The 25,540-nt window shown below is 64.6% G+C and carries 26 protein-coding genes; 19 read left to right on the top strand and 7 right to left on the bottom strand.

Annotation, left to right across the window (positions count from 1 at the left end):
- Nucleotides 1-379 precede the first annotated feature (379 nt).
- From tsf to G4Y73_RS10285, 15 genes are all read left to right on the top strand, one after another.
- Nucleotides 380-1,246, top strand: coding sequence for a translation elongation factor Ts (gene tsf / locus G4Y73_RS10355; protein WP_164231565.1), 867 nt, complete (start codon nt 380-382; stop codon nt 1,244-1,246).
- A gap of 30 nt (nt 1,247-1,276) precedes the next feature.
- A complete protein-coding gene (gene pyrH / locus G4Y73_RS10350) occupies nt 1,277-1,993 on the top strand; it encodes a UMP kinase (protein ID WP_164231564.1) in 717 nt (238 codons plus the stop codon).
- 97 nt (nt 1,994-2,090) lie between these two features.
- Entirely contained in the window at nt 2,091-2,648 is a 558-nt protein-coding gene (gene frr / locus G4Y73_RS10345) for a ribosome recycling factor (RefSeq protein WP_164231563.1), read from the top strand.
- A 2-nt stretch (nt 2,649-2,650) separates the two neighbouring features.
- A complete protein-coding gene (uppS, locus tag G4Y73_RS10340) occupies nt 2,651-3,391 on the top strand; it encodes a polyprenyl diphosphate synthase (protein WP_240451277.1) in 741 nt (246 codons plus the stop codon).
- Nucleotides 3,384-4,202 carry a phosphatidate cytidylyltransferase gene (locus G4Y73_RS10335; RefSeq protein ID WP_164231562.1) on the top strand — a complete coding sequence of 273 codons (819 nt, stop codon included), beginning with the start codon at nt 3,384-3,386 and terminating at the stop codon, nt 4,200-4,202. Before uppS ends, G4Y73_RS10335 begins: the two co-directional genes overlap by 8 nt.
- 107 nt (nt 4,203-4,309) lie before the next feature.
- A complete protein-coding gene (gene rseP / locus G4Y73_RS10330) occupies nt 4,310-5,683 on the top strand; it encodes an RIP metalloprotease RseP (RefSeq protein ID WP_164231561.1) in 1,374 nt (457 codons plus the stop codon).
- Between the two features lie 58 nt (nt 5,684-5,741).
- Entirely contained in the window at nt 5,742-8,174 is a 2,433-nt protein-coding gene (bamA, locus tag G4Y73_RS10325) for an outer membrane protein assembly factor BamA (RefSeq protein ID WP_164231560.1), read from the top strand.
- Between the two features lie 88 nt (nt 8,175-8,262).
- Nucleotides 8,263-8,853, top strand: coding sequence for an OmpH family outer membrane protein (locus G4Y73_RS10320; protein WP_164231559.1), 591 nt, complete (start codon nt 8,263-8,265; stop codon nt 8,851-8,853).
- 10 nt (nt 8,854-8,863) lie between these two features.
- On the top strand, nt 8,864-9,898 hold the full coding sequence (lpxD, locus tag G4Y73_RS10315; protein WP_164231558.1) for a UDP-3-O-(3-hydroxymyristoyl)glucosamine N-acyltransferase: 1,035 nt from the start codon (nt 8,864-8,866) through the stop codon (nt 9,896-9,898).
- 3 nt (nt 9,899-9,901) lie between these two features.
- Nucleotides 9,902-10,369 (top strand): 3-hydroxyacyl-ACP dehydratase FabZ, encoded by a 468-nt coding sequence (gene fabZ / locus G4Y73_RS10310; RefSeq protein ID WP_164231557.1) that lies wholly within the window; start codon nt 9,902-9,904, stop codon nt 10,367-10,369.
- The gene (gene lpxA / locus G4Y73_RS10305) at nt 10,366-11,136 is read left to right on the top strand and encodes an acyl-ACP--UDP-N-acetylglucosamine O-acyltransferase (RefSeq protein ID WP_164231556.1); all 771 of its coding nucleotides are present in this window, start codon (nt 10,366-10,368) and stop codon (nt 11,134-11,136) included. The genes fabZ and lpxA overlap by 4 nt, the downstream gene beginning before the upstream one ends.
- A gap of 10 nt (nt 11,137-11,146) precedes the next feature.
- Nucleotides 11,147-12,298: a lipid-A-disaccharide synthase gene (gene lpxB / locus G4Y73_RS14085; protein ID WP_164231555.1), complete on the top strand. Its 1,152-nt coding sequence runs from the start codon at nt 11,147-11,149 to the stop codon at nt 12,296-12,298.
- Nucleotides 12,285-12,875, top strand: a complete 591-nt coding sequence (gene rnhB / locus G4Y73_RS10295; RefSeq protein ID WP_346426849.1) for a ribonuclease HII — start codon at nt 12,285-12,287, stop codon at nt 12,873-12,875. The genes lpxB and rnhB overlap by 14 nt, the downstream gene beginning before the upstream one ends.
- 102 nt (nt 12,876-12,977) lie before the next feature.
- Entirely contained in the window at nt 12,978-13,838 is an 861-nt protein-coding gene (locus tag G4Y73_RS10290; protein ID WP_164231553.1) for a hypothetical protein, read from the top strand.
- Nucleotides 13,839-13,855: 17 nt separating this feature from the next.
- Nucleotides 13,856-15,130 carry a DUF4785 domain-containing protein gene (locus G4Y73_RS10285; RefSeq protein ID WP_164231552.1) on the top strand — a complete coding sequence of 425 codons (1,275 nt, stop codon included), beginning with the start codon at nt 13,856-13,858 and terminating at the stop codon, nt 15,128-15,130.
- 71 nt (nt 15,131-15,201) lie between these two features.
- Here G4Y73_RS10285 and G4Y73_RS10280 read toward each other — a convergent pair whose 3' ends face one another.
- The 3 genes from G4Y73_RS10280 to G4Y73_RS10270 are packed head-to-tail and all read right to left on the bottom strand — an operon-like array spanning nt 15,202 to nt 17,244.
- Nucleotides 15,202-15,477 (bottom strand): acylphosphatase, encoded by a 276-nt coding sequence (locus G4Y73_RS10280; RefSeq protein WP_164231551.1) that lies wholly within the window; start codon nt 15,475-15,477, stop codon nt 15,202-15,204.
- Entirely contained in the window at nt 15,464-15,913 is a 450-nt protein-coding gene (locus tag G4Y73_RS10275) for a TlpA disulfide reductase family protein (RefSeq protein WP_164231550.1), read from the bottom strand. Before G4Y73_RS10275 ends, G4Y73_RS10280 begins: the two co-directional genes overlap by 14 nt.
- Complete coding sequence (locus G4Y73_RS10270) at nt 15,910-17,244, bottom strand: virulence factor BrkB family protein (RefSeq protein WP_164231549.1); 1,335 nt, start codon at nt 17,242-17,244, stop codon at nt 15,910-15,912. Before G4Y73_RS10270 ends, G4Y73_RS10275 begins: the two co-directional genes overlap by 4 nt.
- On the opposite strand from G4Y73_RS10270, the gene arsC reads away from it, so the two are divergent.
- The 3 genes from arsC to G4Y73_RS10255 are packed head-to-tail and all read left to right on the top strand — an operon-like array spanning nt 17,245 to nt 18,517.
- Entirely contained in the window at nt 17,245-17,595 is a 351-nt protein-coding gene (gene arsC, locus G4Y73_RS10265; RefSeq protein WP_164231548.1) for an arsenate reductase (glutaredoxin), read from the top strand. It abuts the gene before it with no gap.
- The gene (wrbA, locus tag G4Y73_RS10260) at nt 17,592-18,185 is read left to right on the top strand and encodes an NAD(P)H:quinone oxidoreductase (RefSeq protein WP_164231547.1); all 594 of its coding nucleotides are present in this window, start codon (nt 17,592-17,594) and stop codon (nt 18,183-18,185) included. Before arsC ends, wrbA begins: the two co-directional genes overlap by 4 nt.
- Nucleotides 18,182-18,517 carry a DUF2069 domain-containing protein gene (locus G4Y73_RS10255; protein ID WP_164231546.1) on the top strand — a complete coding sequence of 112 codons (336 nt, stop codon included), beginning with the start codon at nt 18,182-18,184 and terminating at the stop codon, nt 18,515-18,517. The genes wrbA and G4Y73_RS10255 overlap by 4 nt, the downstream gene beginning before the upstream one ends.
- Here the strand turns inward: G4Y73_RS10255 and G4Y73_RS10250 are convergent, their stop codons facing one another.
- Complete coding sequence (locus tag G4Y73_RS10250) at nt 18,518-21,121, bottom strand: hypothetical protein (RefSeq protein WP_164231545.1); 2,604 nt, start codon at nt 21,119-21,121, stop codon at nt 18,518-18,520.
- A gap of 53 nt (nt 21,122-21,174) precedes the next feature.
- Here G4Y73_RS10250 and G4Y73_RS10245 point away from each other — a divergent pair, with 53 nt between their 5' ends.
- On the top strand, nt 21,175-21,663 hold the full coding sequence (locus tag G4Y73_RS10245) for an asparaginase domain-containing protein (protein ID WP_164231544.1): 489 nt from the start codon (nt 21,175-21,177) through the stop codon (nt 21,661-21,663).
- A gap of 4 nt (nt 21,664-21,667) precedes the next feature.
- Here the strand turns inward: G4Y73_RS10245 and gcvT are convergent, their stop codons facing one another.
- The 3 genes from gcvT to G4Y73_RS10230 are packed head-to-tail and all read right to left on the bottom strand — an operon-like array spanning nt 21,668 to nt 25,440.
- Nucleotides 21,668-22,741, bottom strand: a complete 1,074-nt coding sequence (gene gcvT, locus G4Y73_RS10240) for a glycine cleavage system aminomethyltransferase GcvT (RefSeq protein ID WP_164231543.1) — start codon at nt 22,739-22,741, stop codon at nt 21,668-21,670.
- Nucleotides 22,742-22,775: 34 nt separating this feature from the next.
- Nucleotides 22,776-24,383, bottom strand: a complete 1,608-nt coding sequence (locus G4Y73_RS10235) for an iron ABC transporter permease (RefSeq protein WP_205596596.1) — start codon at nt 24,381-24,383, stop codon at nt 22,776-22,778.
- On the bottom strand, nt 24,367-25,440 hold the full coding sequence (locus G4Y73_RS10230) for an extracellular solute-binding protein (RefSeq protein ID WP_164231542.1): 1,074 nt from the start codon (nt 25,438-25,440) through the stop codon (nt 24,367-24,369). Before G4Y73_RS10230 ends, G4Y73_RS10235 begins: the two co-directional genes overlap by 17 nt.
- Nucleotides 25,441-25,540 lie beyond the last annotated feature (100 nt).

The following is a 25,540-nucleotide window of genomic DNA, read 5'->3' as shown; positions in this document are numbered from 1 at the left end:
AGCAGCAGCCAAACCGGCCGCGGCGGAGAAGCCAGCCGAAGCGCCGGCCGCCAGGACCGAGACCCCGGCCGAGGAAAAGCCTGAAGTGAAGCCTGAAGAGAAGGTCGAAGCCAAGGCTGAAGAGAAGGTCGAAGCGAAGGCTGAAGCCAAGGCCGAAGAAAAGACCGAAGAAACTGACAAGGAAGCGACCGAAGCGGCGCCGAAAAAGAAGGCTGCCAAGAAAAAGGCGAGCAAGAAGACCACCAAGAAGAAGGCGAGCAAGAAAAAGGCCGCAAAGAAAAAAGCCGCCAAGAAGGCCGCAGCGAAGAAAACCGCAGCCAAGGCCGATGACGGCGATTCCTGAGTCAGACCGAATTCGTGAAGGAGCTTTAGTAAAGCCATGAGTATTTCTGCAGCACAAGTGAAGGAACTGCGCGAACGCACCGGCGCCGGCATGATGGAATGCAAGAAGGCGCTGGTCGAGACCGGCGGCGACATGGATGCCGCCATTGAGCAATTGCGCAAGAGCGGTCTGGCCAAGGCCGACAAGAAGTCCGACCGCGTGGCCGCCGAGGGCGTGATCGTGATGGCCGAATCCGCCAATCGCGCCGTCCTGGTGGAAATCAACTGCGAGACCGACTTCGTTGCCAAGGACGACAACTTCCGTCGCTTTGCCGACGAGGTGGCGAGCCTGGCAGTCCAGGTCGATGACGTCGACGCGCTCAACGCCGCCAACACCAAGGACGGCCAGAGCGTGGCCGAAGCGGCCAAACAGCTCGTCGCCAAGCTGGGCGAAAACATTCACGTGCGGCGCATGGCCGCACTGGAAACCAGCGGCACGCTCGGCGGTTACATTCACGGTGGCCGCATCGGCGTGCTGGTGGCGATCGAAGGCGGCGACGAAGAACTGGCGCGCGACCTGGCCATGCATGTTGCCGCGCTCAATCCCGACTACCGCGATGCCGAGGATGTGCCGGCCGAGGTCATCGACAGCGAAAAGCAGATTCTCGTCGCCCAGGCCGAGGAAAGCGGTAAGCCACCGGAAATCGTCGAGAAAATGGTCAGCGGCCGCCTCAACAAGCGCCTGGCCGAACTGACGCTGACCGGCCAGCCCTTCGTCAAGGACGGCGATGTTACCGTCGGCAAGCTGCTCAAGAGCAAGGGTGCGAACGTGGAAGGCTTCGTCCGGCTCGAGGTGGGCGAAGGCGTAGAAAAGAAAGAGGCCGACTTTGCCGCAGAGGTAATGGAGCAGGCACGCGGTAACTGACAAGCACACCGAGCAGGGAGAAAGCTGAAGATGGAAGAGAACACCCACTACCAACGGGTATTGCTCAAGATCAGCGGCGAAGCCCTGCTCGGTGAGCTCGACTACGGCATCGATCCCAAGGTCTCCTCGCGCATCGCGCGCGAGGTGGCCGAGGTGGTCGACACCGGCGTGCAGATCGGTATCGTCATCGGCGGCGGCAACATCTTCCGCGGCAAGGGCCTGGCCGCCTCCGGCATCGACCGCATCACCGGCGACCACATGGGCATGCTGGCCACGGTCATGAACGCCCTGGCCCTGCAGGACGCGCTCGAGAAGGCCGGGGTCACCACGCGCGTGATGTCGGCGGTTTCCGTACGCGACGTCTGCGAGGATTACATCCGCCGGCGCGCCGTGCGTCACCTCGAAAAGGGCCGCGCCGTGATCTTCGCCGCCGGCACCGGCAATCCCTTCTTCACCACAGACACGGCAGCGAGCCTGCGCGCGATCGAGGTCGGGGCCGACGTGATGATCAAGGCAACCAAGGTCGACGGCATCTACTCGGCCGATCCGGTCACCGACAGCAAGGCAACCCGCTATAACCGGATCAGCTATGATGAAGTCATCGAGCGCAAGCTGCAGGTGATGGACACCAATGCCATTGTCCTGTGCCGCGACCAGTCGATGCCGATCCGCATCGTCAACCTCGGCCGCGGCGGCGAACTCGGTCGGGTCATTCGCGGGGACGATGTCGGTACGCTGGTAAGCTGACCTTTCGGGAGCTGCGCCAGCGTTCGAGGGCGACTACAATCAGCAACCGGCTTCAATTCCATTCGGCCCGCAACGGCGGTGAACGACGAGGTAAGACATGCTCAATGAAATCAGGAAAGATGCCGACAGCCGCATGGCCAAGAGCATCAGCGCACTGAAGGCCGAACTGGCCAAGATTCGCACCGGGCGGGCGCATCCCAGCCTGCTCGAACACATCACGGTCGACTATTACGGCACTGAAGTACCGCTCAATCAGGCCGCAAACGTCAACATCGAAGATGCCCGCACCTTGAGCGTCGTGCCCTTCGACAAGTCCATGGTGCAGAAGGTCGAGAAAGCCATCATGACATCCGACCTGGGCCTGAACCCGGCCACCTCCGGCGCCAATATCCGGGTACCGCTGCCGGCCCTCAACGAGGAGCGGCGGGCCGAACTGGCCAAGGTCGTCCACGCCGAGGGCGAGCACGCCAAAATCGCGATCCGCAACATCCGCCGTGACGCCAACAGCCAGCTCAAGGACTACCTCAAGGAAAAGGAGCTGAGCGAGGATGACGTCCGTCGCGGCGAAACGCAGGTCCAGGAGCTTACCGACAAGTATGTCGGCCAGGTCGACGAACTGGTGTCGGCCAAGGAACAGGAGCTGATGGAAATCTGATCTTGTCCGACTTACCGAGACAGCCTCAAATCCTGCCACAACATGTCGCCATCATCATGGATGGCAACGGTCGCTGGGCGCTGCGCCAGGGCAAACCGCGCTCGGCCGGCCACGAAGCCGGCTCGGAAGCGCTCAAGCGCACCATCCAGGCCGCCCACGAGCGCGGCATTGCCACACTGACGGTTTACGCCTTTTCGAGCGAGAACTGGCGCCGACCGCGCAGCGAAGTCCGCCAGCTGCTCGATTTGTTCCTGCGCGCACTCAACCGCGAAGTGAGCGAACTCGACAAGCACGGCGTGAAGCTGGTTTTCATCGGTGACCGCAGCGCCTTCAATCGCACCCTGCGGGAAGGCATGCAGCGTGCCGAGCGCAAGACCGAAGGCAATACAAATCTGACCCTGAACGTGGCGGTCAACTACGGCGGTCAGACCGATATCCTGGCGGCCGCAAGAATCCTGGCCGAACAGGCCCGCGATGGCCAGCTCGACCCCGAACAGATCGATCAAGAACGGTTCGAATCGCTGTTGTCGCTGTCCAGCGTCCCGCCGCCGGACCTGTTCATCCGCACCGGCGGCGAACGGCGCCTGTCCAATTTCCTGCTGTGGCAGCTGGCCTACACCGAACTCTATTTCACCGACATCCTCTGGCCGGATTTCGCCGAAGAGCATTTCGATGCCGCACTGGCCGACTTTGCACGCCGCGAACGCCGTTTCGGCGGACTGGGACAAATCCGGAGTGCTTAGAACGCGTGTAGTCACCGCCCTGGTAATCTTCGCTATCGGCCTGATCGGGCTGTTCGCCCTGCCGACCACGGGCTTTGCCATCCTCGCCGGAGCGGTGTTGCCGCTGCTGGGTGGCTGGGAGGCCGCTCGTCTGGCCGGCATCGATCACCCGGCCGGTCGCTGGATCTTTGGAATCGCTTTGGCCCTGACCGCCTTTCTGATCTATTGGGCCGCGCCGGCACCCGACTGGCTGCTCGCCGCCGGTTGCGGCCTGTGGCTCATCAACCTGGCGTGGCTGAGCGTGCCGGCCCGGGGTCGCAGCCCGAAAGCCCCGATCATTGCCTTCAAGCTGGCCGTGCTGGCGCTCGTCCTGCTGGTGGCCTGGCTGGCGCTGGTGCAGTTGCAGGCGCTTTCCCCGTGGCTGGTGCTCCTGCTGTTTGTGATCATTGCCGCAGCCGACACCGGCGCCTACTTCAGCGGCCGGCACTTCGGCGGTGCCCGGCTGGCACCGACCATAAGCCCCGGCAAGACGCGCGCCGGCGCTCTCGGCGGCCTGGCGGCCGCCATCATTCTCACACCACTGGCTGCACAGATCCTTCCCGACATTCCGTTCAGCGCACTGGTGGCCATGCTGCTGGCCTTCCTGCTTGCCCTGATCTCGATCGGCGGCGACCTGTTCATCAGCCTGCTCAAGCGCCAGCGCGGGCTCAAGGACACGTCCTCCTTGCTGCCAGGCCATGGCGGCATCCTCGACCGGTTTGACAGCATGAGCGCCGTGCTGCCCTTCTTCACCCTGGCTGTGCTTTACGAAGCGGGCTTGCTGATCAGTTGATGCACCCGCATTTAAAGGCACGGACCAGCACTTGCCGGTACAATGCTCTGTCTTCTGAATGCGTCAAACGGCCGGCAACGAACCGGCCCTGGGAATCCTGACCGCACATGTTCGAATTCTTCGGACCGATTCTATGGCTGATCGTGGCTCTCGGGCTGCTGATCACCTTTCACGAGTTCGGCCACTTCTGGGTGGCACGGCGCGCCGGTGTGCGTGTGCTGAGCTTCTCTGTCGGCTTCGGTCCGGCCCTGTTCTCGCGCCGCGACCGCCACGGCACTGAATACCGGGTGGCTGCCATTCCCCTGGGTGGCTACGTCAAGATGCTCGACGAACAGGAGGGCCCGGTTGCGCCGGAAGAGCGCGCGCAGGCCTTCAACCGCAAGACGCTGGGGCAGCGCACGGCCATCGTCGCCGCCGGACCGGCTTTCAACTTCATTTTCGCCATCGCGGCCTTCTGGCTGATGTTCGTTGTCGGCATTCCCGAAACCCGCCCCGTGATCGGCGAGACCGTCGGCCTTGCTGCCGAGGCCGGGCTCGAACGCGAGGACCTGGTGGTGCAGGTCGACGGCGAACCCACCCAGACCTGGACACACGTGCTGCTGGCCATCATGCCGGCCGCCCTCGACCGTGAATCGGTGCAATTGACGGTGGAATCGACCGGCGGACAGCGGCGTCAGGTGCAGCTGCCGCTCGACCGGCTCGGGCCGGACTTCAACGAATCCCGCACCCTGGAAGCCATTGGCATAACGCCCTGGCGGCCCGATCTGCCGCCGGTCATCGGGCAGGTCAGCGCGGACAGCCCAGCTGCAGGCGCCGGACTGCAGGCCGCCGATCGCATTCGCGCCATCGAAGGCGAGCCCGTCGAGGGTTGGCGCGATGTCGCTCGCCTGATCCCGGAATTGGGTGTCGGCGCCGACGGCCAGCCCAGGGCCCTTGCGATGCGCGTGGAACGCGACGGCCGCGAGCTGCAACTGGAGATGACGCCGCGGATCGAGGACGGACGACCGATTGTCGGCATCCAGTCACCGCCGCCGGACGAGGCCGCCACGGCTGACATGGAGCGCGCCTTCACGGTGCTGCGACACGGCCCGCTGGCCGCCGTCGGCGAGTCCTTTGCCGAAACCGGCCGGCTGACGGCCGCGACCTTCGGCATGCTCGGCCGCATGGTCACCGGGCGAGCCAGCCTGGAGAACCTGTCGGGGCCGATCACGATTGCCCAAATGGCACACTCGTCAGCGCTGCTGGGCTTTTCACGTTTCCTGTTCTTTCTCGGCCTGATCAGCCTGTCGCTGGCGATCATCAATCTGCTGCCCATTCCAATACTGGATGGCGGCCACCTGATGTATTACCTTGTGGAGTTCGTCAAGGGGTCGCCGGTGTCCGATCAGACCCGGATCGCGGGTCAGTACGTGGGTCTGCTGATGGTCGTGGGCCTGATGGGCCTGGCCATATTTAACGATCTCTTACGCCTTTTTTCCTAAACTGCAGCACGCCCTTGACAGGGGTCATACTGCGACACGAACCCGGAACGTATTTCAAATGAAACGATTTTGTCTGCTGCTGCTGATGCTCGCCGCCACTGGCCTGGCATCAGCCGAGACCTTCCGCATCAGCGACATCCGCGTCGACGGGCTGCAGCGCCTGTCCGAGGGCAACATCTTCAGCTACGTACCCATCGAGGTCGGCGACGAGATGACCCCCGGCCTGGCACGCAGCACCATACGCGACCTGTGGGAAACCGGATTTTTCAACGATGTCAGCCTCTATCGGGACGGTAGCGTCCTGCTCATCGAGGTCGAGGAACGCCCGGCGATCTCCTCGGTCGACATCACCGGAAACCGTCAGATCAAGAACGAAGACCTGATGCCGGCCCTGGCGGGCATCGGCATCGCCGAAGGCGAAATATTCAATCAGCTCGAGCTTGACCGCGTTCGCCAGGAACTGATTCGCCAGTACTACAGCCGCGGCTACTACGCCGTGGATGTCGAGACCCGGGCCACCCAACTGGCTCGAAATCGCGTGGAGTTGGCGATCGAGGTCGAGGAAGGTGACCAGGCGCGTATCCGCCACATTAATATCGTCGGCAATGAAAGCTTTACCGAAAAGGAGTTGCGCGACGATTTCGAGTCCGACAGCAAACTCGGCCTGTTCTTCTGGCGCGGCGCCAACAAATACACGCGTGAAAAGCTGTCGGGCGACCTTGAAGCCCTGCGCTCCTATTACCTCGATCGCGGCTACCTGGACTTCTCGATCGAGTCCACCCAGGTTGCGATCAGTCCGGACAAGCAGGACATTTTCGTCACAGCCAACATCCGGGAAGGTGAAATCTACACCGTCAGCGATGTGGTGCTCACCGGCGAAATGATTCTCGGGGAGGAAACGCTCAGACGCCTGATCATGGTCGAAGCCGGCGACATCTTCTCGCGCAAGGATCTCGAACAAAGCGTCGACAACATCACGTCCGTACTGGCCAACATCGGCTACGCCTTCGCCAACGTCAATCCGATCCCGCGCATCGACCGCGACACGCTCGAGACCGAAATCAACTTTTTCGTCGAACCGGGTCAACGCGTTTATGTTCGCCGCGTCGAGTTTCAGGGTAACGTTCAATCCAAGGATGAAGTGTTGCGGCGCGAAATGCGCCAATTCGAAGGTGCCTGGTTCTCGCAGGCGGCCATCGACCGTTCAAAGGACCGGATTCAGCGGCTCGGCTATTTTGACAATGTCAACGTGGAAACGCCGGCAGTGGAAGGTACCGACGATCAGGTCGACATCATCGTCAGCGTCGAGGAACAACCCTCGGGCAGTTTCCAGATCGGCCTCGGCTACTCACAGATCCAGGGAATCATCGCTTCCATTCAGGTCCAGCAGGACAACTTCCTGGGCTCTGGCCGGCGCGTCGGCTTCGGCGTGAGCCACAGCCGGATCGTGTCGCAGGCACAGATCAACTACACCAACCCCTACTACACGGACAATGGTGTTTCACGCGGCTTCTACGCCCGCTACACCGAATTTGACCAGGGCGATGCCAATATTTCCTCGTTCTCCACGAGCCAGGCCGCCGCGGGCGTCAATTACGGCTTTCCAATCACTGAACGGGACTTCATCCGCCTGGGTGCGGCGGCGCAGAGCGTGGACATCAACCTGCCGGCAAGCCTGGTGCCGATCGACCCGGACGATCCCGACAGTGAGTTGATCGTCCGCGTACCGGCCAGTCGCCCGCTGGGCATCACCCTCGACGAAAACAAGGACGGTTTCCTGTCCAGCGAAGAGCGCGGCGTGACCACCTACCGGATCGACGGCACCTGGTCGCGCGACAGCCGCAATCACTACCTCAACCCAACGCGCGGTTCACTGCACCGCCTGGGTTTGGAGGTTTCGCTGCCGGGCAGCACGCGCGATTTCTACCGCTTCACCTACCGCTTCCGCAAGTACTGGCCCATCGGCACCAGCGGCATGGCCTTCAGCGTGCGTGGCGACGCAGCCTACGGCGACGCCTACGACGATTACGATGACCGGCTGGCGCTGGAACCGGTCGAGCCGGAACGGATCGCCGGAAACTGCCAGGAAGACGATATCGTCACCATGGACGATGGCCTGCCGTTCTACGAGCATTTCTATGGCGGGGGCGTGTCCGATATCCGCGGCTTCGACGACAACTCGCTGGGACCGAAAGACCGTTTCTGTCGTTCCGTCGGTGGTGACTTCAAGGTCTTCGGCGGATTCGAGCTGGCCTTCCCGCTGCCGAACATCGAAGCCAGCGGCACCCGGCTGGCCTGGTTCGTCGACGTCGGCAACGTCTACCGCAATGCCGACACCTTCGAGGTTGACGACCTGCGCGCGTCGACCGGCCTGTCCCTGACGTGGCAAGCACCGATCGGTCCGGTTATCATCAACCTGGCCACGCCGCTGAAAAAACGCGACGGTGACGATACGCAGGCCATCCAGTTCTCGTTCGGACAGACGTTCTAGGGCGAGACTGGACCGAGCCGCGCCGCGGCGACAGCGCGGCGTGGTTTGCAGACTTGCCGGCCTTCGAGCCAGGTGGAGTTGAAACGCAATGACGGCGATACACACGGGCACAATCGACCGGAAACGGCCTACACCGCTGGCTGCGCTATGCTTTCTTGCCCTCCTGTTCATGAGCTTTGCGGCCAGCGCCCAGGACGATGTGCGCATCGGCTACGTCGACATGAAGCGACTGTTCGAGACCGCACCCCAGGTGGTCAACGCACGCGAGGCGCTCGACCGGGAGTTTCGACCTCGCAATGAGGCACTGATTGCCGATGAAGCCCGGCTCGAGGACATGCAGGAAGAACTGGCTGCGGCAACCGGTGCAGATGCCGAGCAGCAATTCGAAATGGAACGCGAAGTCCGCAATCTGCAGCGCTCCATCGAACGGCGTCGCGAAGACTTGCGCGAGGAACTGCGCTTTCGCCTCAACGCCCGCAAGAACTCGCTCGAGGAAACCATCGACATCGCCGTGCGCGAGGTCGCCCGCGATGGAAACTTCGACCTGATCCTGACCAGTCCGGTGGCCTATGCCGCCGACCGCATCGATATCACCGACCGTATCCTGGACTGGCTCGAAGCCGACTTCGAAAACGAAACCGAGAACGAAACCGACACCCAAGAGCCGCCTTCCCAGTAAACTCGGGTCCATGCAGTCCATCACCCTCAAGGAACTGGCCGATCGCGTCGGCCTGAAGTTACGCGGCGACCCGCAGCACCGCGTGCAATCACTGGCCACGCTGGCCGGCGCCGACGCCGCCGACCTGAGCTTTCTGGCCAATCCGGCCTATGCCCGCGACCTGGGCGAATGCCGTGCAGGCGCGATCATCATCGGCGAATCACTGGCCGAACGCTGGTCGGGCAATGCCCTGATCAGCTCTAACCCCTACGCCAGTTGGGCCCGCGCGGCCGACCTGCTGAGCCCGCGGCGCAGCAGTACATCGGGCGTCCATGCCAGTGCGGTGATTGCCGAAGGCGCCGAAGTTGCTGCCGACAGCAGCATCGGGCCGCACGTCAGCATCGGCCGCGGCAGCCGCATCGGGCCGGGCGTAATCATCGGACCCGGCTGCGTGATCGGCGAGGACGTGGTTATCGAGGCTGACGCCCGCCTGATCGCGCGCGTGTTCATCGGCGACGGCAGCCGGCTGGGCAAGCGCGTAATCGTTCATCCCGGCGCGGTCATCGGTGCTGACGGCTTCGGCTTGGCCATGGACGCAGGACAGTGGATCAAGGTGCCGCAGCTTGGTGCGGTGGTTCTCGGCGATGACTGCGAGATCGGCGCCAACACCACCATCGACCGCGGCGCGATCGAAGATACCGAACTGGCCGAGGACGTGCGCCTGGATAACCAGGTCCAGATCGCCCACAATGTACGCATCGGCGCCCACACGGCCATAGCCGGCTGCGTCGGCATCGCCGGCTCGACGCAGATCGGGCGCTACTGCATGATTGCGGGGGCCTGCGGCATTGGCGGCCACCTGAAAATCTGCGACCAGGTCATCATCACCGCCATGAGCACGGTGCTGGACTCGATCGACGAGCCCGGCGAATACGGCTCGGGCATTCCGGCCCGCCCGCATGCGCGCTGGAAACGGATCCTGGTCCGCCTGGGTCAGCTCGACGACTGGGTCCGGCGCCTTCAGCGGCTGGAAAAACGAACAACACAATCTGGCAACCAAGACTGATTCATGACCGATACCGCTCCGATCGACATCGAGAAGATTCTCGAACTGCTGCCTCATCGTTACCCGTTCCTGCTGGTCGACCGCGTGCTCGACTATTCGCTCGACGATCCGCCACGCATCCGGGCGCTCAAGAACGTCACCATTAACGAGCCCTTCTTCCAGGGCCATTTCCCCGGCCACCCGGTGATGCCCGGCGTGCTGTTGCTCGAGGCCATGGCTCAGGCGGCCGGCTGCCTGGCGCACCTGGCACGCGAGGCCAGTGGCGCTGACAATCGCCTTTATTACCTGGTCAAGATCGACAAGGCGCGCTTCAACCGGGTCGTGATACCCGGCGACCAGCTCGTCTTCGAAGTGACCCAGAAGCGGCTGATGCGCAACATGGGGCTCTACCAGGCCACCACCAGTGTCGACGGCAAGACCGTGGCCAGCGCCGATCTGCTGTGCGCGGCACGGCCCGATCCGACGCCATGATTCACCCCACCGCCATCATCGAGGAAGGCGCCCAACTGGGCGACAACGTCGAAGTCGGCGCCTACAGCCTGATCGGACCACAGGTCGAGATTGCCGACGACTGCTGGATCGGTCCGCACGTGGTCATCACAGGCCGCACCCGGATCGGGCCGGGCTGCCGAATCTACCAGTTCGCGTCGATCGGCGAGGCGCCGCAGGACAAGAAGTACGCCGGCGAGGACACCGCCGTGGAAATCGGTGCCAACAACACCATCCGTGAGTACGTGACCATCAACCGCGGCACCAGCGACGATATCGGCGTGACCCGCCTGGGCGACGACAACTGGCTGATGGCCTACTGCCACGTCGCACACGACTGCCAGGTCGGGTCACATACCGTGTTCGCCAATGGTGCCACTCTGGCCGGACACGTCACGGTGGGCGACTGGGTGATCTTCGCCGGCTTTTCCGGTGCGCACCAGTTCTGCCACATCGGTTCGCACGCCTTCCTCGGCATGTACGGCGGCGTCAACCAGGACGTGCCGGCCTACGTCATGGTCTCCGGCCAGCCGCCGCAGCCGCGCGGCGTCAACAGCGAAGGCCTCAAGCGCCGGGGCTTTTCGAGCGAGCAGATCCGCAATATCCGGGAGGGCTATCGACTGATCTATCGCAAGGGCCTCAAGCGCGACGAGGCCGTTGCCGAGCTTCGGAACCGGGCCGAAGCCCAACCCGAACTCATGCCCATGATCGAGTCGATCGAGCGCAGCCAGCGCGGCCTGCTGCGCTGAGCAACCGGCCATGACCCGACGAGCCCGCCGCATCGTCCTGGTCGCCGGCGAAGCCTCGGGCGACGCGCTGGGCGCAAGCCTGGCTCGTCAACTCAGGATCCTCGATCCCGACATCGAATTGGCCGGTATCGCCGGCGAGGCCATGCAGGCCGCCGGCGTCGAGCCCTGGTTTGACCTCGACTCGCTCAATGTCATGGGCCTGACCGAAGTCCTGCGCCACCTGCCGCGTCTGTTTGCCCTGCGGCGCCGGCTCAGGCAACGCATCCTGGACTGGGCGCCCGACGCCTTCGTCGGCATCGATGCGCCGGACTTCAATCTCGGCCTGGCGCGCCAATTGCGCAAGCGCGAATTGCGCACCGTGCAGTATGTCGCACCCACGGTCTGGGCCTGGCGGGCCGGCCGCGCCGCGGTCGTGGCGCGCTCGGTCGACCTGGTCCTCACTTTGTTCCCCTTTGAGCCGGCCCTGTTTCGCGCACACGGACTGGCCAGTCGCTTTGTCGGTCACCCGCTGGCCGACGAGATTGCTGGCGACGCTCGCCTGCCGCGAGCGCAGGCTGGCGAACGCCAGGCGGAAGTGGCCTTGCTGCCCGGCAGCCGCCGCAGCGAAATCGAGCGCCATGTCGGATTGCTCGCCGAAACCGCGAACTGGCTGCGGCGCAACCGCCCTGAACTTCGCCTGACCATGCTGCTGGCCCGCCGGGCGCAGCGTGAACTGGTCGAGCAACTGGCTGGTGCAAGCCTGGCCGAAAGCGGTGTCGATATCGTCTGCGCGCAGACCCGCGACGGGCTGCTACGCGCCGATGCAGCCGTCAGTGCTTCGGGTACGGCCACGCTCGAGGCCTTTCTGCTCGAGTGTCCGCTAGTGGTTTACTACCGGCTGGCGCCGACCACCTACTGGTTGCTGCGCGGACTGCGCCTGGTGCGGTCGCAGTTCATTGCCCTGCCCAATATTCTGCAGGGCCGGGCACTGGTACCCGAGTTCGTGCAGGACCGTGCGCAGGCCGACAGTCTCGGGCGCGAGGCACTGGCCTGGATTGACGATGCCCGGCGTCGCTCGGCCTACCGGCAGGCGGCCCAACGCTGTCGGCGCGAGCTGGCCGCCGGCGCCAGCGAAAACGCGGCCCGGGCCGTGCTGGAACTGGCTGATCGTGGCCGGGCCTGAGACCCCGAACCTGCCGGTGGCCGGCGTGGACGAAGCAGGGCGCGGACCGCTGGCAGGGCCCGTGGTGGCCGCTGCCGTCATTCTCGATCCGCGCCGGCCCGTAGCCGGGCTGGCCGACTCCAAACAGCTTTCGGCCCGTCGCCGCGAACAGCTGGCCGAGTCGATCCGCTCGCGCGCCTGTGCCCTGGGCATCGGTGTGGCCGAAGTGGAAGACATCGACCGGATCAATATCCTCCAGGCCACCTTTCTGGCCATGCGCAGGGCGTTGGAAGCACTGGCGATCGAGCCGGCGCTGGTGCGCATCGACGGGAACCGGGCCCCCACCGGCCTGCCCTGGCCGGTCCAGACCGTGATCGGCGGCGACCGTAGCGACCGGGCGATTTCGGCGGCCAGCATCCTGGCCAAGGTCCACCGCGACGCATTGATGCTCGACCTGCACCGGCAGTGGCCGCTCTATGGATTCGATCGCCACAAGGGCTATCCCACCCCGGCACACCTCTCTGCCCTGGCCGAGCACGGCCCCTGCCCCGTCCACCGTCGGAGCTTTCGGCCGGTCGAGCAGGCCTCGCTTTTCTGACTCCCATCTCGTTGTGACGGCGCCCGTTTGAATCGAGTCACGCTCCCGGGCTATAGTGAAAAGAGGGACTGTAACCGACCACAAAGAGAGGAGAACCCCAGAATGTCTCGATCATTACGAGTCACCTTGGCCTTTTTTGGGCTACTGACATTCGGTACCGTATGGGGCGCCACCGGCGTCGCCTTTGTCCACGGCACCGGGCATCAAACCGACGCACTCAACGATTACTGGACCAGCAGCATGGTCAATTCGGTCCGCCAGGGCCTGCCGAATTCCGCCAACTACACCGTCGTCAACTGCGACTTCGAGCAGTACATGTGGGATTCGCGCGCCGCCGGCTGCCTGGCCGGTCAGCTCTACAACTTCATCAATAGTCGCGGCATCGACGATCTGGTGGTCATTACCCATTCCAATGGCGGCAACGTGATGCGCTGGATCCTGTCGAATCCGACCTGGGACTCGCGCTATCCGACCATCATCGAGAACACCCGCTGGGTCAATGCACTGGCCCCGTCCAGCCTGGGAACGCCGCTGGCCGATGCGGTCATGCAGGGCAACGTGTTCGAATCCTCGCTGGGTTGGCTGCTCGGCTATCAGAGCGATGCGGTGCGCATGCAGCAGGTCAGCTGGATGCAGAGCTACAACGCCAACTGGCTCTACGGCACCGCCGGCCGCCCCTCGCTGCCGGTCGGTTTCTGGAACGTGGTCGGCAGCGATGTGGTTTCCGGCTTCTGGAGCAGCAACGCCTACTGCGGTGGCTACGACAAGCAAGTGGGTCTGGAATTCACGCAGAACTGGCTCGACAACTGTTCGGACGGTTTTCTCGAGTGCTCCAGCCAGAACGGCGCAGGCAGCCTGTGGTTCTACGACACCTGGCGCACCAGCGGTGATCGCGTGCTTTCGCATCACCAGAGCCGTCGCAACTGCTTCGGCCTCGATACCATCCTGCGCAACGACCTGTGAACCGAAAGGGAGCCGACATGAAAAATTTCACCATCCTGACCGCCCTCCCGCTGCTCGCGGCGAGCGCTTTTGCCGCCGAGCCGGTTACGTGGGCACCAAACAGCGCCGATGACATGCGCATCGACAGCCTGCCCAGTTCCGTCCCGGCCGTTCCACCCAGCCGGCATACCGAAACCGAACCGGTTCACTTTGCCTGGCCGCTGACGATCGACCGGGCCGAATCGGCACCGGCGGGTCCGTCCATGGAAAGTCGCCAGTACTGGGTCGATACCACCGGCCTGGGTCTGGAGAAAGGCCTCAAACTTCCGCTCAGTTCGGCCGGCGCCATCGTTCGCGTCTCGGCCCTGACGGAAGGCAGCGGTACACTGCTGGACGCCGAACTTCTCCAGGTCGAAGTCGACGGGCAATCCCTGCCGGTCACGCAAGGCGCTGGCGGACTCACGCTGTTCTCCGGCAGCGAACTGCAGGCGCAGGGCCTGTCAGTACCCAGCGACAGCCTGGCCTTTCAACTGCCGAAGCAGGGGCAACCGAGCGCCCTTCAGCTACAACTGGCCGGCGCACCCGCCGACCAGCCTCTGGTGGTGCATGTCTTCGAGCCCGAAAGCCCCTGGGTCGGCCGGCTTGCGGCCGAACGCCACAATCTTCTGGCTGGCGAGGCATTCAAGCTGGATGTCAGCCTGGGCAGGGACGACGGGCGCTTTGCCGCGCAGTCGATTCAGGCCGTCCTGGTCAGCCCGGACGCGGCCCAGGCCTGGCCGCTGGAAGTTGCCGATGACGGCTTCACACTGACCGGAACCGCGCCCAGTGAGTTGCCGGATGCCGGTGAAGGGCTGTATGAAGTGCACGCCTATCTCGATGGTCGCCATGGCGAGACCCAGATTCGTCGCGACCTGAAGGTGGCGCTGGGAATCGCGGCGCCCACCGCCCGCCTGTCCGAAGGCCTCGACGCCCGTAGCGACAATGGACTGCAGATTGCCCTCGATGTGGAAGTGGCCGCCACCGGCCGCTACCAGGTCAGCGGCCAGATCTGGGGCACGGCCGGGGATGGCACGCTCCAGCCGCTGGCCATGGCCCAGACGGCGGCCGTGCTCGAAGCCGGCCAGGACCAGCTGCAGCTCGACGTACCGGCCGACCTGGTGCTCGACTCCGGGCTGACCTCGCCCTTCGAGGTGCGTGAAGTGCAGCTGATCGACCAGGGGCGCATGGCCGTACTGGAAACGCGCAGCCGCGGTTTCACGATCGGGGAGAACTCAGACGGGCCGCGCAGGCCTTTCGATACGATCGAGCAGTAAGTCCCGGGCACGATTCTCGATCGACCGGCCGGCCACGGTGCCGGCCGGATTCAATTCAGATCCCTGGATTATCAGCCGGTCGAGAAGCCCTGCGATACGGTCCCGGGTGCCTCGGCCCTCTCGACGGCATCGACGCGCGCCGCAGCCGGACCGTGTTGCAGCCAGCGTTCAAGCGCGTCGAGCGCAGATGCCGCGCCGGCGGCCACCACCTCGACCCGCCCATCGGGCAGGTTGATGGCATGCCCCGAAAGGCCCAGGGATTCGGCCTGGCGCCGGGTCGATTCGCGGAAGAAGACCCCCTGGACGCGCCCGGCAATCAGCCATTTTCTCGATTCAGTCTCGCTCATCGATCCACGCCGTGATCATTTCGCTGGTGACCGGTCCAAGCCAGGTTTCGACCATCGCACCGCTGCCGTCGATCAGATACGTGGTCGGCAGGACACGCGGCGACCCCAGATCGGCCGGCGGGTCGTAGACATCCACGATCAGGATCGGATAGCTCGCGGGAAAGGACTGGAGAAAGGCCTCGAAATCGGCCGGCTCGGTATCCTCGAAGGCCAGCCCGAGCACGGTGATGTCGTCACGGCTGTCGTGCAGATCGGACAGGTCGGGGATTTCCTTGCGGCAGGGCTTGCACCAGGTCGCCCAGTAATTGACCACCACCCACTGACCGCGATAATCCGACAGACGCTCGGATCCGCCGTCCAGCGTCGGGAGCTCGAAATCGAGTTCGGCGGTCGCCGGGCCGGCCAGTAACAGCAGCAAAAACAATAAGGGCCTCACGAAGCTTCTCCTACCTGGAATTTGAGCAGTGACTTGATCGAGCGGTTCAACGCCGGTCGTCCGGATTCATCGACTGGCTTGAGACTGGAAATGAGGGCCCGGTCCCAGTGACTGTCGACCGGCACCGAATCGAGCTCACCGATGGGTAGTATGAACGGTCCGGCACGATAGAGTTCCCCGAGAGATATATCATCAAGATCGGTCGAAAGCAGCCAATCGCCGTCCTCATCGGGTTGGATGAAACCGGCCTGGTGGAACCAGTCGAGAATGCATCCGATCTGGGCATCACTGGCAGCCGGTTCGCGCGAGAGCAGCTCGGGCTGGGACAGCGCCCGCCCCTGACGCTGGGTGTGCCAGAAGTGCCCCAGCAGGCGCAGCGCCAAAACCAGTTCATGCCGTCGCGACCAGCGCCAGTCGCTCTTGCGGTAGTTGAAGGTCGTCAGGGCGGCAGCCACGCTGGCGCCAAGCAGCACCACCACCCAGGACAGGTAAATCCAGACCAGAAAGATGGGCACGGTAGCCAGCGCACCGTAGAGTCGTTCGTAGGTCGGGAAATGCGTGACATAGAGCACGAAGCCGCGCTTGGCCAGTTCGAAGAGCACGGCCGAGATGAACGCACCGACCAGGGCATGTCGCAGCCGCACTTTGCGATTGGGCACCACCAGAAAGACCAGAGCGAAGCCGATCAGGGACACGAAGAACGGCGTCAGGTTGAGAATGAATGCCTGTAGCACGCTACGAACAGCCTCCGGCGCCAACTGCGGTACCGCCGCCAGATAGGAGGTCAACGCCAGTGACCCGCCCATCAGCAGCGGCCCGAGCGTGAGCACCGACCAGTAGGTCAGCAGTCTTCCGGTGATGCCGCGCGGCTTGGCCACACGCCAGATGCGATTGAAACTGCGCTCGATCGTCGACATCAGCAAAATGGCCGTGACGATCAGAAAGACCGTGCCGGCACCGGTCAGCCCGGCCGTACGCTCGACGAATTCATTGAGATGTTGCTGGATGGCATCGCCGGCGGTCGGAACGAAGTTGGAGAAGATGTAGGATTCCACATCGGCGGCCCACTGGTCGAAGACCGGAAAGGCGGAAATCACGCCGAGCATGACGGCCATCAGCGGCACCAGCGCCAGCAAGCTGGTGTAGCTCAGGGCAGCGGCGGCCTCGAAACTTCGGTCCTCGCGAAAATGGCGCCAGAGGTGAGTGTTGAAGGCTTGCACCCAGCCCACATCGTAGCGGGCCTGGAGCCAACTTGTCCTGCCCGCCTTTGACACGACGCCGGAAGTGGGTAGGCTAGATTTCTTTTCACTGCTGGATTCGGATCTGTTCATATGACGATCAAGATTTACCACAATCCGCGTTGCTCCAAAAGCCGCCAGACCCTGGCGCTGATTCGCGAGCACGGCCTGGAACCGGAAATCATCGAGTACCTCAAGATTCCGCCCACGCCCGCGGAACTCAAGCGTATCATCAAGTCGCTCGGGGTCCCCGTACGTGAGGTCATCCGCAGCGGTGAGGCCGAGTACCGCGACCTCGGGCTGGCGGACACATCGATCCCCGACGCGCGCCTGATCGAGTTGATTTGCCAACATCCAAAACTGCTGCAACGCCCAATCGTTGTCAGCGGACAAGGCGCACGGATCGGGCGACCGCCCGAAGCCATCGAGGCCATTCTGCCGTGATCGATATCCTGGTTCTTTACTACTCGTTGCACGGCAACACGCATGCCATGGCCCGCGAAATCGCACGCGGCGTCGAATCGGTCGATGGCTGCCAGGCTCTTCTGCGCACGGTTCCGACGGTGGCGCCGGCCGGAAGCGGCGACGATCGGGACGATACCGGTGCCGCCCGGGTCAGTCGGGCCGACCTGGCCGAATGCGACGGCCTGATCCTGGGCAGCCCGACGCGCTTCGGCAACATGAGCGCAGCACTCAAGTATTTTCTCGACGGCACGGCGAGCGAGTGGTTTTCCGGCACCCTGGCGGGCAAGCCGGCCGGCGTGTTCACCTCGACGGCCACCCTGCACGGCGGGCAGGAGAGCACCCTGCTGAGCATGATGCTGCCGCTGCTACACCACGGCATGCTCATCGTTGGCCTGCCCTATACCCTGCCGGAGATCAGTCACACGACAAGCGGCGGCACCCCCTACGGCGCCAGTCATCTAGCGGGTGTGGATTCCGATCGCCGGCTCGACGAGGTCGAGCGTCGCATCTGCCAGGCCCAGGGCCGGCGGGTAGCCGGATTTGCCGTCCGGCTGAGCGAACGAACATGATCAGCCTGAAAACCTGCCGCTATACGTTGCCGGCCGTGATCGCGCTGCAGCCCCTCTGGTTCTTCTGGCTGAGCCCCCCGGAAATCATGCCGCCCTGGCTCGCCACCGCTGTGATGAGCCTGCCGCTGCTGCCCACCCTGCCCGGGGTCTGGTTGCTCAAAAAACGCCCGCTGGTCATCGCCGGCTGTATCCTGCTTCTGCATTTCTGCCTGGCCGTGTCCGAAGCCTGGGTCAGCCCCGCAGCCCGCGTACCGGCGTTGATCCAGATCGGCCTGATCGTGCTTTACGTCACTGGGCTGAGTGCCCTGCGCTGGGGCCGGCAAGCACCCTGATCACTCATTCATCCGGCGCTTGAGGGCCGCAAGCCGCTCGAGCGCGTAGTCCACCTCGGGCGCCCGCTGGCCCTGTTCGCGCAGGGCCTCGGGCAGTGCCAGCCAGGCCCGCGTCAATTGATCGACCCGATCAAGACCCAGCCGCGGCATGCGCGCCACAGGCATACCACTCTCGCGCATCAGGCGCACGCGGTCGCGTGTGACCAGTCCGGCCTCGCCGGCCAGCATCGCGCGCACCGCGGCATGCTGCCGGATGATTCGCGGATAGTGCAGTTCCAGGCTGCGGCGTATCAGGGCTGCGGTGTCGGACGCACGCGCCATGGCCAGCGCCAGCGCTTCGCTCTCTCCGGCCCGGGCGGGGTTGATCAACGGTGCGCTCAATTGCCGCTCCCGCCGCGCGGAAAGTGCCGCCAGGCGAGCCTGGACCTCGGTCTCGAGGGCGCTGCCGTCGACCGCCTCCAGGCGTTCGACGCGTCGACCGGTAACGAACCAGTCGCGCCATTCCGCACCCGCACTCCAGTTGGCTGCCAGCTGCGCCTCCGGCGTGGTCGGCGCACTGGCGAAATAGGTCAGCCGATTCGGCACCAGGCCGGGGTGATCGTCGGGCAACTGGCTGGCGATCGATTGCCCGATCAACTCCTGCGGGCAATCCAGGGCGAGCGTGTCTTCGCTTTCGGCGGCAAACAGGTAGTGCCGGCGCTCGCTGTCGGTCAGTCGGTAGCGAAAGACGGTCTGCTGTCCGTCCTCGCGACCGAAGGTGCCGACCAGGTCAAAGCTCAACCGGCCGTGGTAGTCAGCCACCCGGCTGCTTGACCGCCGTGCCGGCGTGGCGCGCCGATCGACCCAGCGCACCCGTTCATAGCACAGGTCCAGCTCGCCCAGACCGATCTGGTCACCGAGCAGGAAGGCATTCGGGAACATCCCCAGCAGGGCCCGGCTGACCGGCAGCGAGACCCGCGCGCCGCAGGTGTTCGCCTCCGGGCAAGGGCCGATTTCCAATCCCTCGGGACGGTAGGCGGTGACCTGGTCCGCCGGGCCGGCCAGGTCGATATCGGCGCCCGGGCGCGTTACGCTCTCGTAGAAGGCCCGGCCGGCTTCGGCCAGTAGCGCGGCGAGCTCGGTCAGGGCAGCGCGATGCCGATCGAGCAGGCGCATGATGGGATCGCGCCGCTCACTGCCCTGGCCGGTGATGCAGTCGAGCCATTCCACGTGGGCGCGGCCGAGTTCGCGCATTCGGGCAGTGATTCCGTCGAGGGTGGCCTGCCAGCGGCTTCCGCCGAAATAGACCGGGCGCTGGCCAATCCAGCGAACCAGGTGATCGACCAGCAGGGACCATTCCATCACGTTGATCCATGCAGGTGACTGGCACTGCGCCTGCACCAGCCAGTCGAGATGCCCGTCGAGATAGGCCGCTCGTTGCCAGCTCACCAGTCCCAGTTCGCGCCGAAGGAACTCAGCGGCGAAGGGGCCCTGGGCACCCCCCACCAGTTCGTCGCTGGCCAGCCCATCTTGCAGCAGTGCTTCGAGGTTGCGGGCGCAACGCTCGAAGACCTCGCGCGGTAGCGGGCCAATCAGCAGGGGGTCGGGGTTGCAGTCGGCAATCGCGCGCCGGACGGGCTGACGCACCGGCTGATCGAGATAGAAAGCGAGGTCGGGTGCGAACAGGGCCAGACGAGCATAGACATCGGCCAGTTCATCCAGTGCCGCGTCGACGGCCGCCTCGGGCGACGCCATGTAGCCGGCCGCATCACCAAGCAACGCGAGGATCAGCGGCAGATCCAGGTCGATCAGCCGCGTCTCGCGCACACGCTCAGCATCGAGCCGCTCCAACCAGTCCTGCCAGCCGCCGGCCAGCTCGGCCGGTTCGTCAAGCTGGGTCAGGCGTAACTGCGCTTCGAAGGTCAGCCAGACGGCGTCTAGTACGCGACCGTTTCGCCACGTGAAATCCGCCGCGGCGCGCAGTACCGAATCGCGGATCGCCGCCTGTTCAGCCGAGTCCTGGCTACCAGAGAGCTGGCGCACCCGCTCGGCCTGCGCCCGGGCGTAGGAGCCGACCGGGTCCCCGTCAGCCGCTACCGTGGCGGAGCGTTGTGACAACAGGGGTGACCACCAGTCCCGAATGGACTCAACAGCGTCCTCGCCGATCCGCTCGGCCACGCGCTGCCAAATGTTGGGCGCCTGCCAATGAACCGCAGAGTGCAGCCGTGCCAGGCGACCGGCCGCCCGATCCGACTGCATCAGCTCGCCGATGCCGGCGGGGTCGGGTTCGGGAAAGGCCGCCGAGGCATCACGCAGGTTGACCTCTTGCTGGCGTACCAGCCAGGCCAGCGCGCCATCGACCGGCGATACCGGGCGGGGACCGGCATGCTCGAGCGAGCGCTCCATGCGCAGCACGATCGCATCCAGGGCGCCGCGCCAGTCCTCCTCGACCGTGTCGCGCTCGAGCCAGGCTGCCGCCGCCAGGGTCCGGCTGCGCGCCTGATCGCTGGTCGCCGGGTGCCAGTGCAGGGCCAGTAGTTCGTCCGACAGCGACTGCGCCGAAACCGGTGTCGACAATGCGATGGCCAGCGCGAGCAGCCAGGGATTGAACAGGCGGGATTGCATGGCCGCTATACTACCTGACTCCCCGAACACTGAGCATCATGCGGAAGGCAGCTTTGAACAGGCTTCACATCCTCACCACCGGCGGCACGATCGACAAGATCTACTACGACGACAAGTCCGACTACCAGATCGGCGAGCCGGAGATCAGCCGCATCCTCAAGGCCATGAACGTGGCCTTCGACTGGGAAATCCGGGCACTCATGCGCAAGGATTCGCTCGATATGGGCGAGGCGGATCGAAGCTTGATCCGACAGGCGGTGATGAGCAGCGATGAAGGTCACTACCTGATCACCCACGGCACCGACACCATGGTGGAAACCGCCGCCACCCTCGGCGATGTAGGCGAGCGGGTGATCGTGCTGACCGGAGCGCTCAATCCCGCACGCTTCATTGATTCCGATGCGGTGTTCAACATCGGCTGCGCGGTCGGCGCCGTGCAGGCCCTGCCGCCGGGCGTGTGGATCGCCATGAACGGCCGCATCTGGGATCCGAAGACCGTGCGCAAGAACCGCGACGCCAATCGGTTCGAGGCGATTGAGTAGTTGCCTAGATCCTCACCTTCCCTTGGCGAACGAACGGCGGCTTGACCACGCGGGCCGTCAGTCGCTTGCCGCGCAGTTCGACCTCGACTTCATCAAACTCGCCCGCCGGGATGCGCGCCAAAGCTACCGGGCACTGCGTGGTGGGGCCGAACACGCCACTTGTCACCTGCCCTTCGCCGGCTGTCGTATGCACTTTCGCACCCGTGCGGGGAATGCCGCCGCGACCCAGTACCAGGCCGACCAGTTGACGCGGCACGCCGTCTGACTTCTGTACCGCCAGCGCCCGGCGGCCGATGAAGTCGCGGTCGTCCGGCTCGAAGGCCACGGTCCAGCCGAGATTGGATTCCAGCGGTGTGGTGGTCGTGTCCATGTCCTGGCCGTACAGATTCAGGCCTGCCTCCAGGCGCAAGCTGTCGCGTGCGCCCAGTCCACAGGGCCGGACTCCGACTTCCATCAGCGCCTGCCAGAACCCTTCGGCCTCGCCGGCCGGCATCAGCACCTCGAAACCATCCTCACCGGTGTAGCCGGTACGGGCGATGAAATAGTCGCCATGCGTGGTTGCGCGGAAAGGCTTGAGCGACTCGGCGTCGCGCGCGCCCAGCACATCGATGACCTTCTCGCGCGCTTCCGGACCCTGGACGGCGATCATCGCCAGATCGTCGCGCTCGATCACCTCGACGTCGAAATCCTCGGCCACCCGTCGCATCCAGGCCAGGTCGTTTTCACGCGTGGCCGCATTGACCACCGTGCGGTAGAAGTTGTCGTCGAGCCAGTAGGTGATCAGGTCGTCGAGCACACCGCCACGTTCGTCGAGCATGCAGCCGTAGAGCGCCTGGCCACGCTCGGAAAGCTTGTCGACGTCGTTGGCCAGCAGGCGACGCAGAAATTCACGCGCCTGGGCGCCCTGGATATCGACCACCGTCATGTGCGAAACGTCGAACATCCCGGCGGCCTCCCGGACCGCCTTGTGCTCTTCCATCTGCGAGCCGTAGTGAATCGGCAGTTCCCAGCCGGCGAAATCGACCATCTTGCCGTCGGCGGCGAGGTGCGCTTCATGCAGCGGGGTTCTTGAACTCATATCGGAACGATGCCTGGTCTGAAACAGGCGGGCATTATATCGCCCGGACCCGCCCCGAACGGATCAACACGGTGACCGGAATGGCGCCGAGAATGACCAGCAGCAAAGCCGGAACCGCCGCCATTTCCCACTGCCCCTCGGCGGTCAATTCGTAGATGCGCACGGCCAGGGTTTCCCAGCCGAAGGGCCGCAACACCAGCGTGGCCGGCATTTCCTTTGCCACTTCGACCAGCGCCAGCAGGAAAGCGGTGACCAGGCCGGGCCAGAGCAGGGGCAGGTTGACGCGCCACAGCCGGTACCAGCGCGGCACACCGAGACTGCGCGCCACCTCGACATAATGCGGACGAATGCGTGACGCCACGCCATCGAGCGGACCCCAGGCGACGCGCACGAAGCGGACCAGGTAGGCGATCACCAGCGCACTCATGCCGCCGGCCAGGGCGGTACCGGCCAGCTGATCCAGCCGCAAAAAGGCGAACATGATCGCCACGGCCAGCACGGTCCCCGGAATGGCGTAGCCAAGTGCCGCCATTTCGCCAAGCAGTTGCTGCCGACGCGACGCCCGGTGCGTCGAGACCAGCAGCAGGATGCCGCCGGCGACCACGGCCAGCGCTCCGGTCATGCCGAGCACCATGGTATTGGCGACCACCCGGACCAGGCGCGGGTCGGCCAGTCCGGACAACTGCGGCCAGGCCCAGACAAGCAGTTGAATGAGCGGCAGCACGACGCCGAGCATGAGCACCGTGATCTGCGCCGCGGTCGCCGCCCAGCCGCGCAGGCCTTTCAAGCGGATTCGGTGACCGGTGGGGCGGCGTTCGGCCTGAGTACTGCGGGCATTGCGGCTGAGCCGCTCCACGCCGACCAGAAGCAGCACGAACAGCATCAGGATGGAGGCCAGTTGCACCGCCGCTGTGAGATTGAACATGCCCAGCCAGGTGCGATAAATGGCTGTCGTGAAGGTATCAAAGCCGTAGATCGAGACTGCACCGAAATCGGCGAGGGTCTCCATCAACGCCAGCGCCAGTCCGGCCACGAGCGCGGGGCGAGCCATCGGCAGGCTGACGCGAAAAAATGTGCGTAGCGGCCCCTGACCAAGGCTGCGAGACGCCTCGAAGGCGGCCAGCCCGCCACTCACGAAGGCCGCCCGGGCCAGCAGGTAGACGTAGGGATAGAAGGCCAGCACCAGGATGAACAGGACGCCACCGGGACGACTGAATGCCTCGAACAGGGCCGGAGAGGAACCGAATGTATCCCGCCAGAAGGTCTGCACCGGACCGGCGTAGTCGAGCATGCCCAGGTAGATGAAGGCCAGCACGTAGGTGGGAAAGGCCAGCGGCATCACCAGCAGCGGGTCGAGAATTCGACGCAGCGGAAAGTCGCAGCAGGCCGACAACCAGGCCAGGCCGACGCCGAGGACGGCCACACCGAGGCCGACGACGACCATCATCAGGGCGGTGTGACCGATCAGGCGCGGTAGCAGGTATTTCGAAAGGTGCTGCCAGATATCGGGCTGGGGCTGGGCCCAGCTGGCCAGCAGCATCAGCAGCGGGATGCCGACCAGCAACAGTAACGGGCCGATCAGCCAGCGCCGATCGGCCCGCGGCCAGAGCCGTTGGTGAATCGCCTCAGCGATAGCCGGCACGGTCCATCAGCCGCACGGCCTCGGCCTGGCGCTCGCCGGCGATCTGCAGCGGCGTATCGTCGGCGCGGAAGTCGCCCCATTCCTCGACGATGCCGCGCGGCGTGACGTCGGGATTGACCGGAAACTCCAGGTTGTTCTGGGCGAACTCGGCCTGCGCATCGGGTGAAGCCAGCCACTCGAGCAGGGCCTGCGCGGCCTCGGCGCGCGGCGCATGGCGAGTCACGCCGGCGCCGGAGACATTGACGTGCGTGCCGGTCGTGTCCTGGTTGGCCCAGAACAGCGTGACCGGATAGTCCGGATTCTCGGCCAGCTTGCGCCCAAGGTAGTAGCTGTTGACGATGCCGACATCGCACTGTCCGGCCTCGATCGCCTCGATCAGGCGGGTATCGGAAGAAAACGGGTTGGTGGCCAGATTGTCGACCCAGCCGCGCACGATCTCCTCGGTTCTGTCCTCGCCATGGTGCTCGATCAGCATGGCCACCAGCGACTGGTTGTAGACCTTCTGCGAGGTCCGCAGGCACAGGCGGTCATCCCAGGCTTCTTCGGCCAGGGCCTCGTAGGTGGACAAGGCATCCGGATCAACGCGCTCGGGATGGTAGACGATGGTGCGGGCACGCACCGACAGGCCGAACCACCGGCCCTGATCGTCGCGCAGGGCCTCGGGCACCGCCGCCTGCAGTGACTCGGACTCGATCGGCTGCAACAAGCCGCGCTCGGCCGCATGCCACAGGTTGCCAGCGTCGACGGTCATGAAAATATCGGCCACGGTGCCGCTGCCTTCGGCGTCGAGGCGCTCGATCAGCGCGGCCTCATTGTCATTGATGTAGTCAATGTCGATACCGGTCTGTTCGGTGTAGCGATCGAACAGCGGTTCGATCAGGTGCGGCTGGCGCGACGTGTAGACCACCAGGCGGGCCGGCTCGGCGGACTCGGTCATTGCAGCTTCGCTTGCGACCGTCGAGCTTTCACCCGAAGCGGCCGTACTGGCCTCCTCTGCCGGCGGCTCAGCGCCACAGGCGGTCAACAGGAGCATCAGGACGGGCAGCAGGATTCTCATGATCAGATCACTCGATCGTTTGAAAAGGGAAGCGCAATTCTAACGATAACCATTTGCATTTACAACGTTAAGCACTGTCCTGATCAATCGAGCCGGCCGC

The sequence above is a fragment of the Wenzhouxiangella sp. XN201 genome (genome assembly GCF_011008905.1).
Lineage (GTDB): Bacteria > Pseudomonadota > Gammaproteobacteria > Xanthomonadales > Wenzhouxiangellaceae > Wenzhouxiangella.
This window is presented reverse-complemented; position numbering and strand designations above follow the sequence as displayed.

What these genes read in the sequence shown, in the direction of transcription:
- tsf (WP_164231565.1), top strand. Translation starts at nt 380, where the DNA reads ATGAGTATTTCTGCAGCACAAGTGAAGGAACTGCGCGAACGCACCGGC.
- pyrH (WP_164231564.1), top strand. Translation starts at nt 1,277, where the DNA reads ATGGAAGAGAACACCCACTACCAACGGGTATTGCTCAAGATCAGCGGC.
- frr (WP_164231563.1), top strand. Translation starts at nt 2,091, where the DNA reads ATGCTCAATGAAATCAGGAAAGATGCCGACAGCCGCATGGCCAAGAGC.
- rseP (WP_164231561.1), top strand. Translation starts at nt 4,310, where the DNA reads ATGTTCGAATTCTTCGGACCGATTCTATGGCTGATCGTGGCTCTCGGG.
- bamA (WP_164231560.1), top strand. Translation starts at nt 5,742, where the DNA reads ATGAAACGATTTTGTCTGCTGCTGCTGATGCTCGCCGCCACTGGCCTG.
- G4Y73_RS10320 (WP_164231559.1), top strand. Translation starts at nt 8,263, where the DNA reads ATGACGGCGATACACACGGGCACAATCGACCGGAAACGGCCTACACCG.
- lpxD (WP_164231558.1), top strand. Translation starts at nt 8,864, where the DNA reads ATGCAGTCCATCACCCTCAAGGAACTGGCCGATCGCGTCGGCCTGAAG.
- fabZ (WP_164231557.1), top strand. Translation starts at nt 9,902, where the DNA reads ATGACCGATACCGCTCCGATCGACATCGAGAAGATTCTCGAACTGCTG.
- lpxA (WP_164231556.1), top strand. Translation starts at nt 10,366, where the DNA reads ATGATTCACCCCACCGCCATCATCGAGGAAGGCGCCCAACTGGGCGAC.
- lpxB (WP_164231555.1), top strand. Translation starts at nt 11,147, where the DNA reads ATGACCCGACGAGCCCGCCGCATCGTCCTGGTCGCCGGCGAAGCCTCG.
- G4Y73_RS10290 (WP_164231553.1), top strand. Translation starts at nt 12,978, where the DNA reads ATGTCTCGATCATTACGAGTCACCTTGGCCTTTTTTGGGCTACTGACA.
- G4Y73_RS10285 (WP_164231552.1), top strand. Translation starts at nt 13,856, where the DNA reads ATGAAAAATTTCACCATCCTGACCGCCCTCCCGCTGCTCGCGGCGAGC.
- G4Y73_RS10280 (WP_164231551.1), bottom strand. Translation starts at nt 15,477, where the DNA reads ATGAGCGAGACTGAATCGAGAAAATGGCTGATTGCCGGGCGCGTCCAG.
- G4Y73_RS10270 (WP_164231549.1), bottom strand. Translation starts at nt 17,244, where the DNA reads ATGAACAGATCCGAATCCAGCAGTGAAAAGAAATCTAGCCTACCCACT.
- arsC (WP_164231548.1), top strand. Translation starts at nt 17,245, where the DNA reads ATGACGATCAAGATTTACCACAATCCGCGTTGCTCCAAAAGCCGCCAG.
- G4Y73_RS10255 (WP_164231546.1), top strand. Translation starts at nt 18,182, where the DNA reads ATGATCAGCCTGAAAACCTGCCGCTATACGTTGCCGGCCGTGATCGCG.
- G4Y73_RS10250 (WP_164231545.1), bottom strand. Translation starts at nt 21,121, where the DNA reads ATGCAATCCCGCCTGTTCAATCCCTGGCTGCTCGCGCTGGCCATCGCA.
- gcvT (WP_164231543.1), bottom strand. Translation starts at nt 22,741, where the DNA reads ATGAGTTCAAGAACCCCGCTGCATGAAGCGCACCTCGCCGCCGACGGC.
- G4Y73_RS10230 (WP_164231542.1), bottom strand. Translation starts at nt 25,440, where the DNA reads ATGAGAATCCTGCTGCCCGTCCTGATGCTCCTGTTGACCGCCTGTGGC.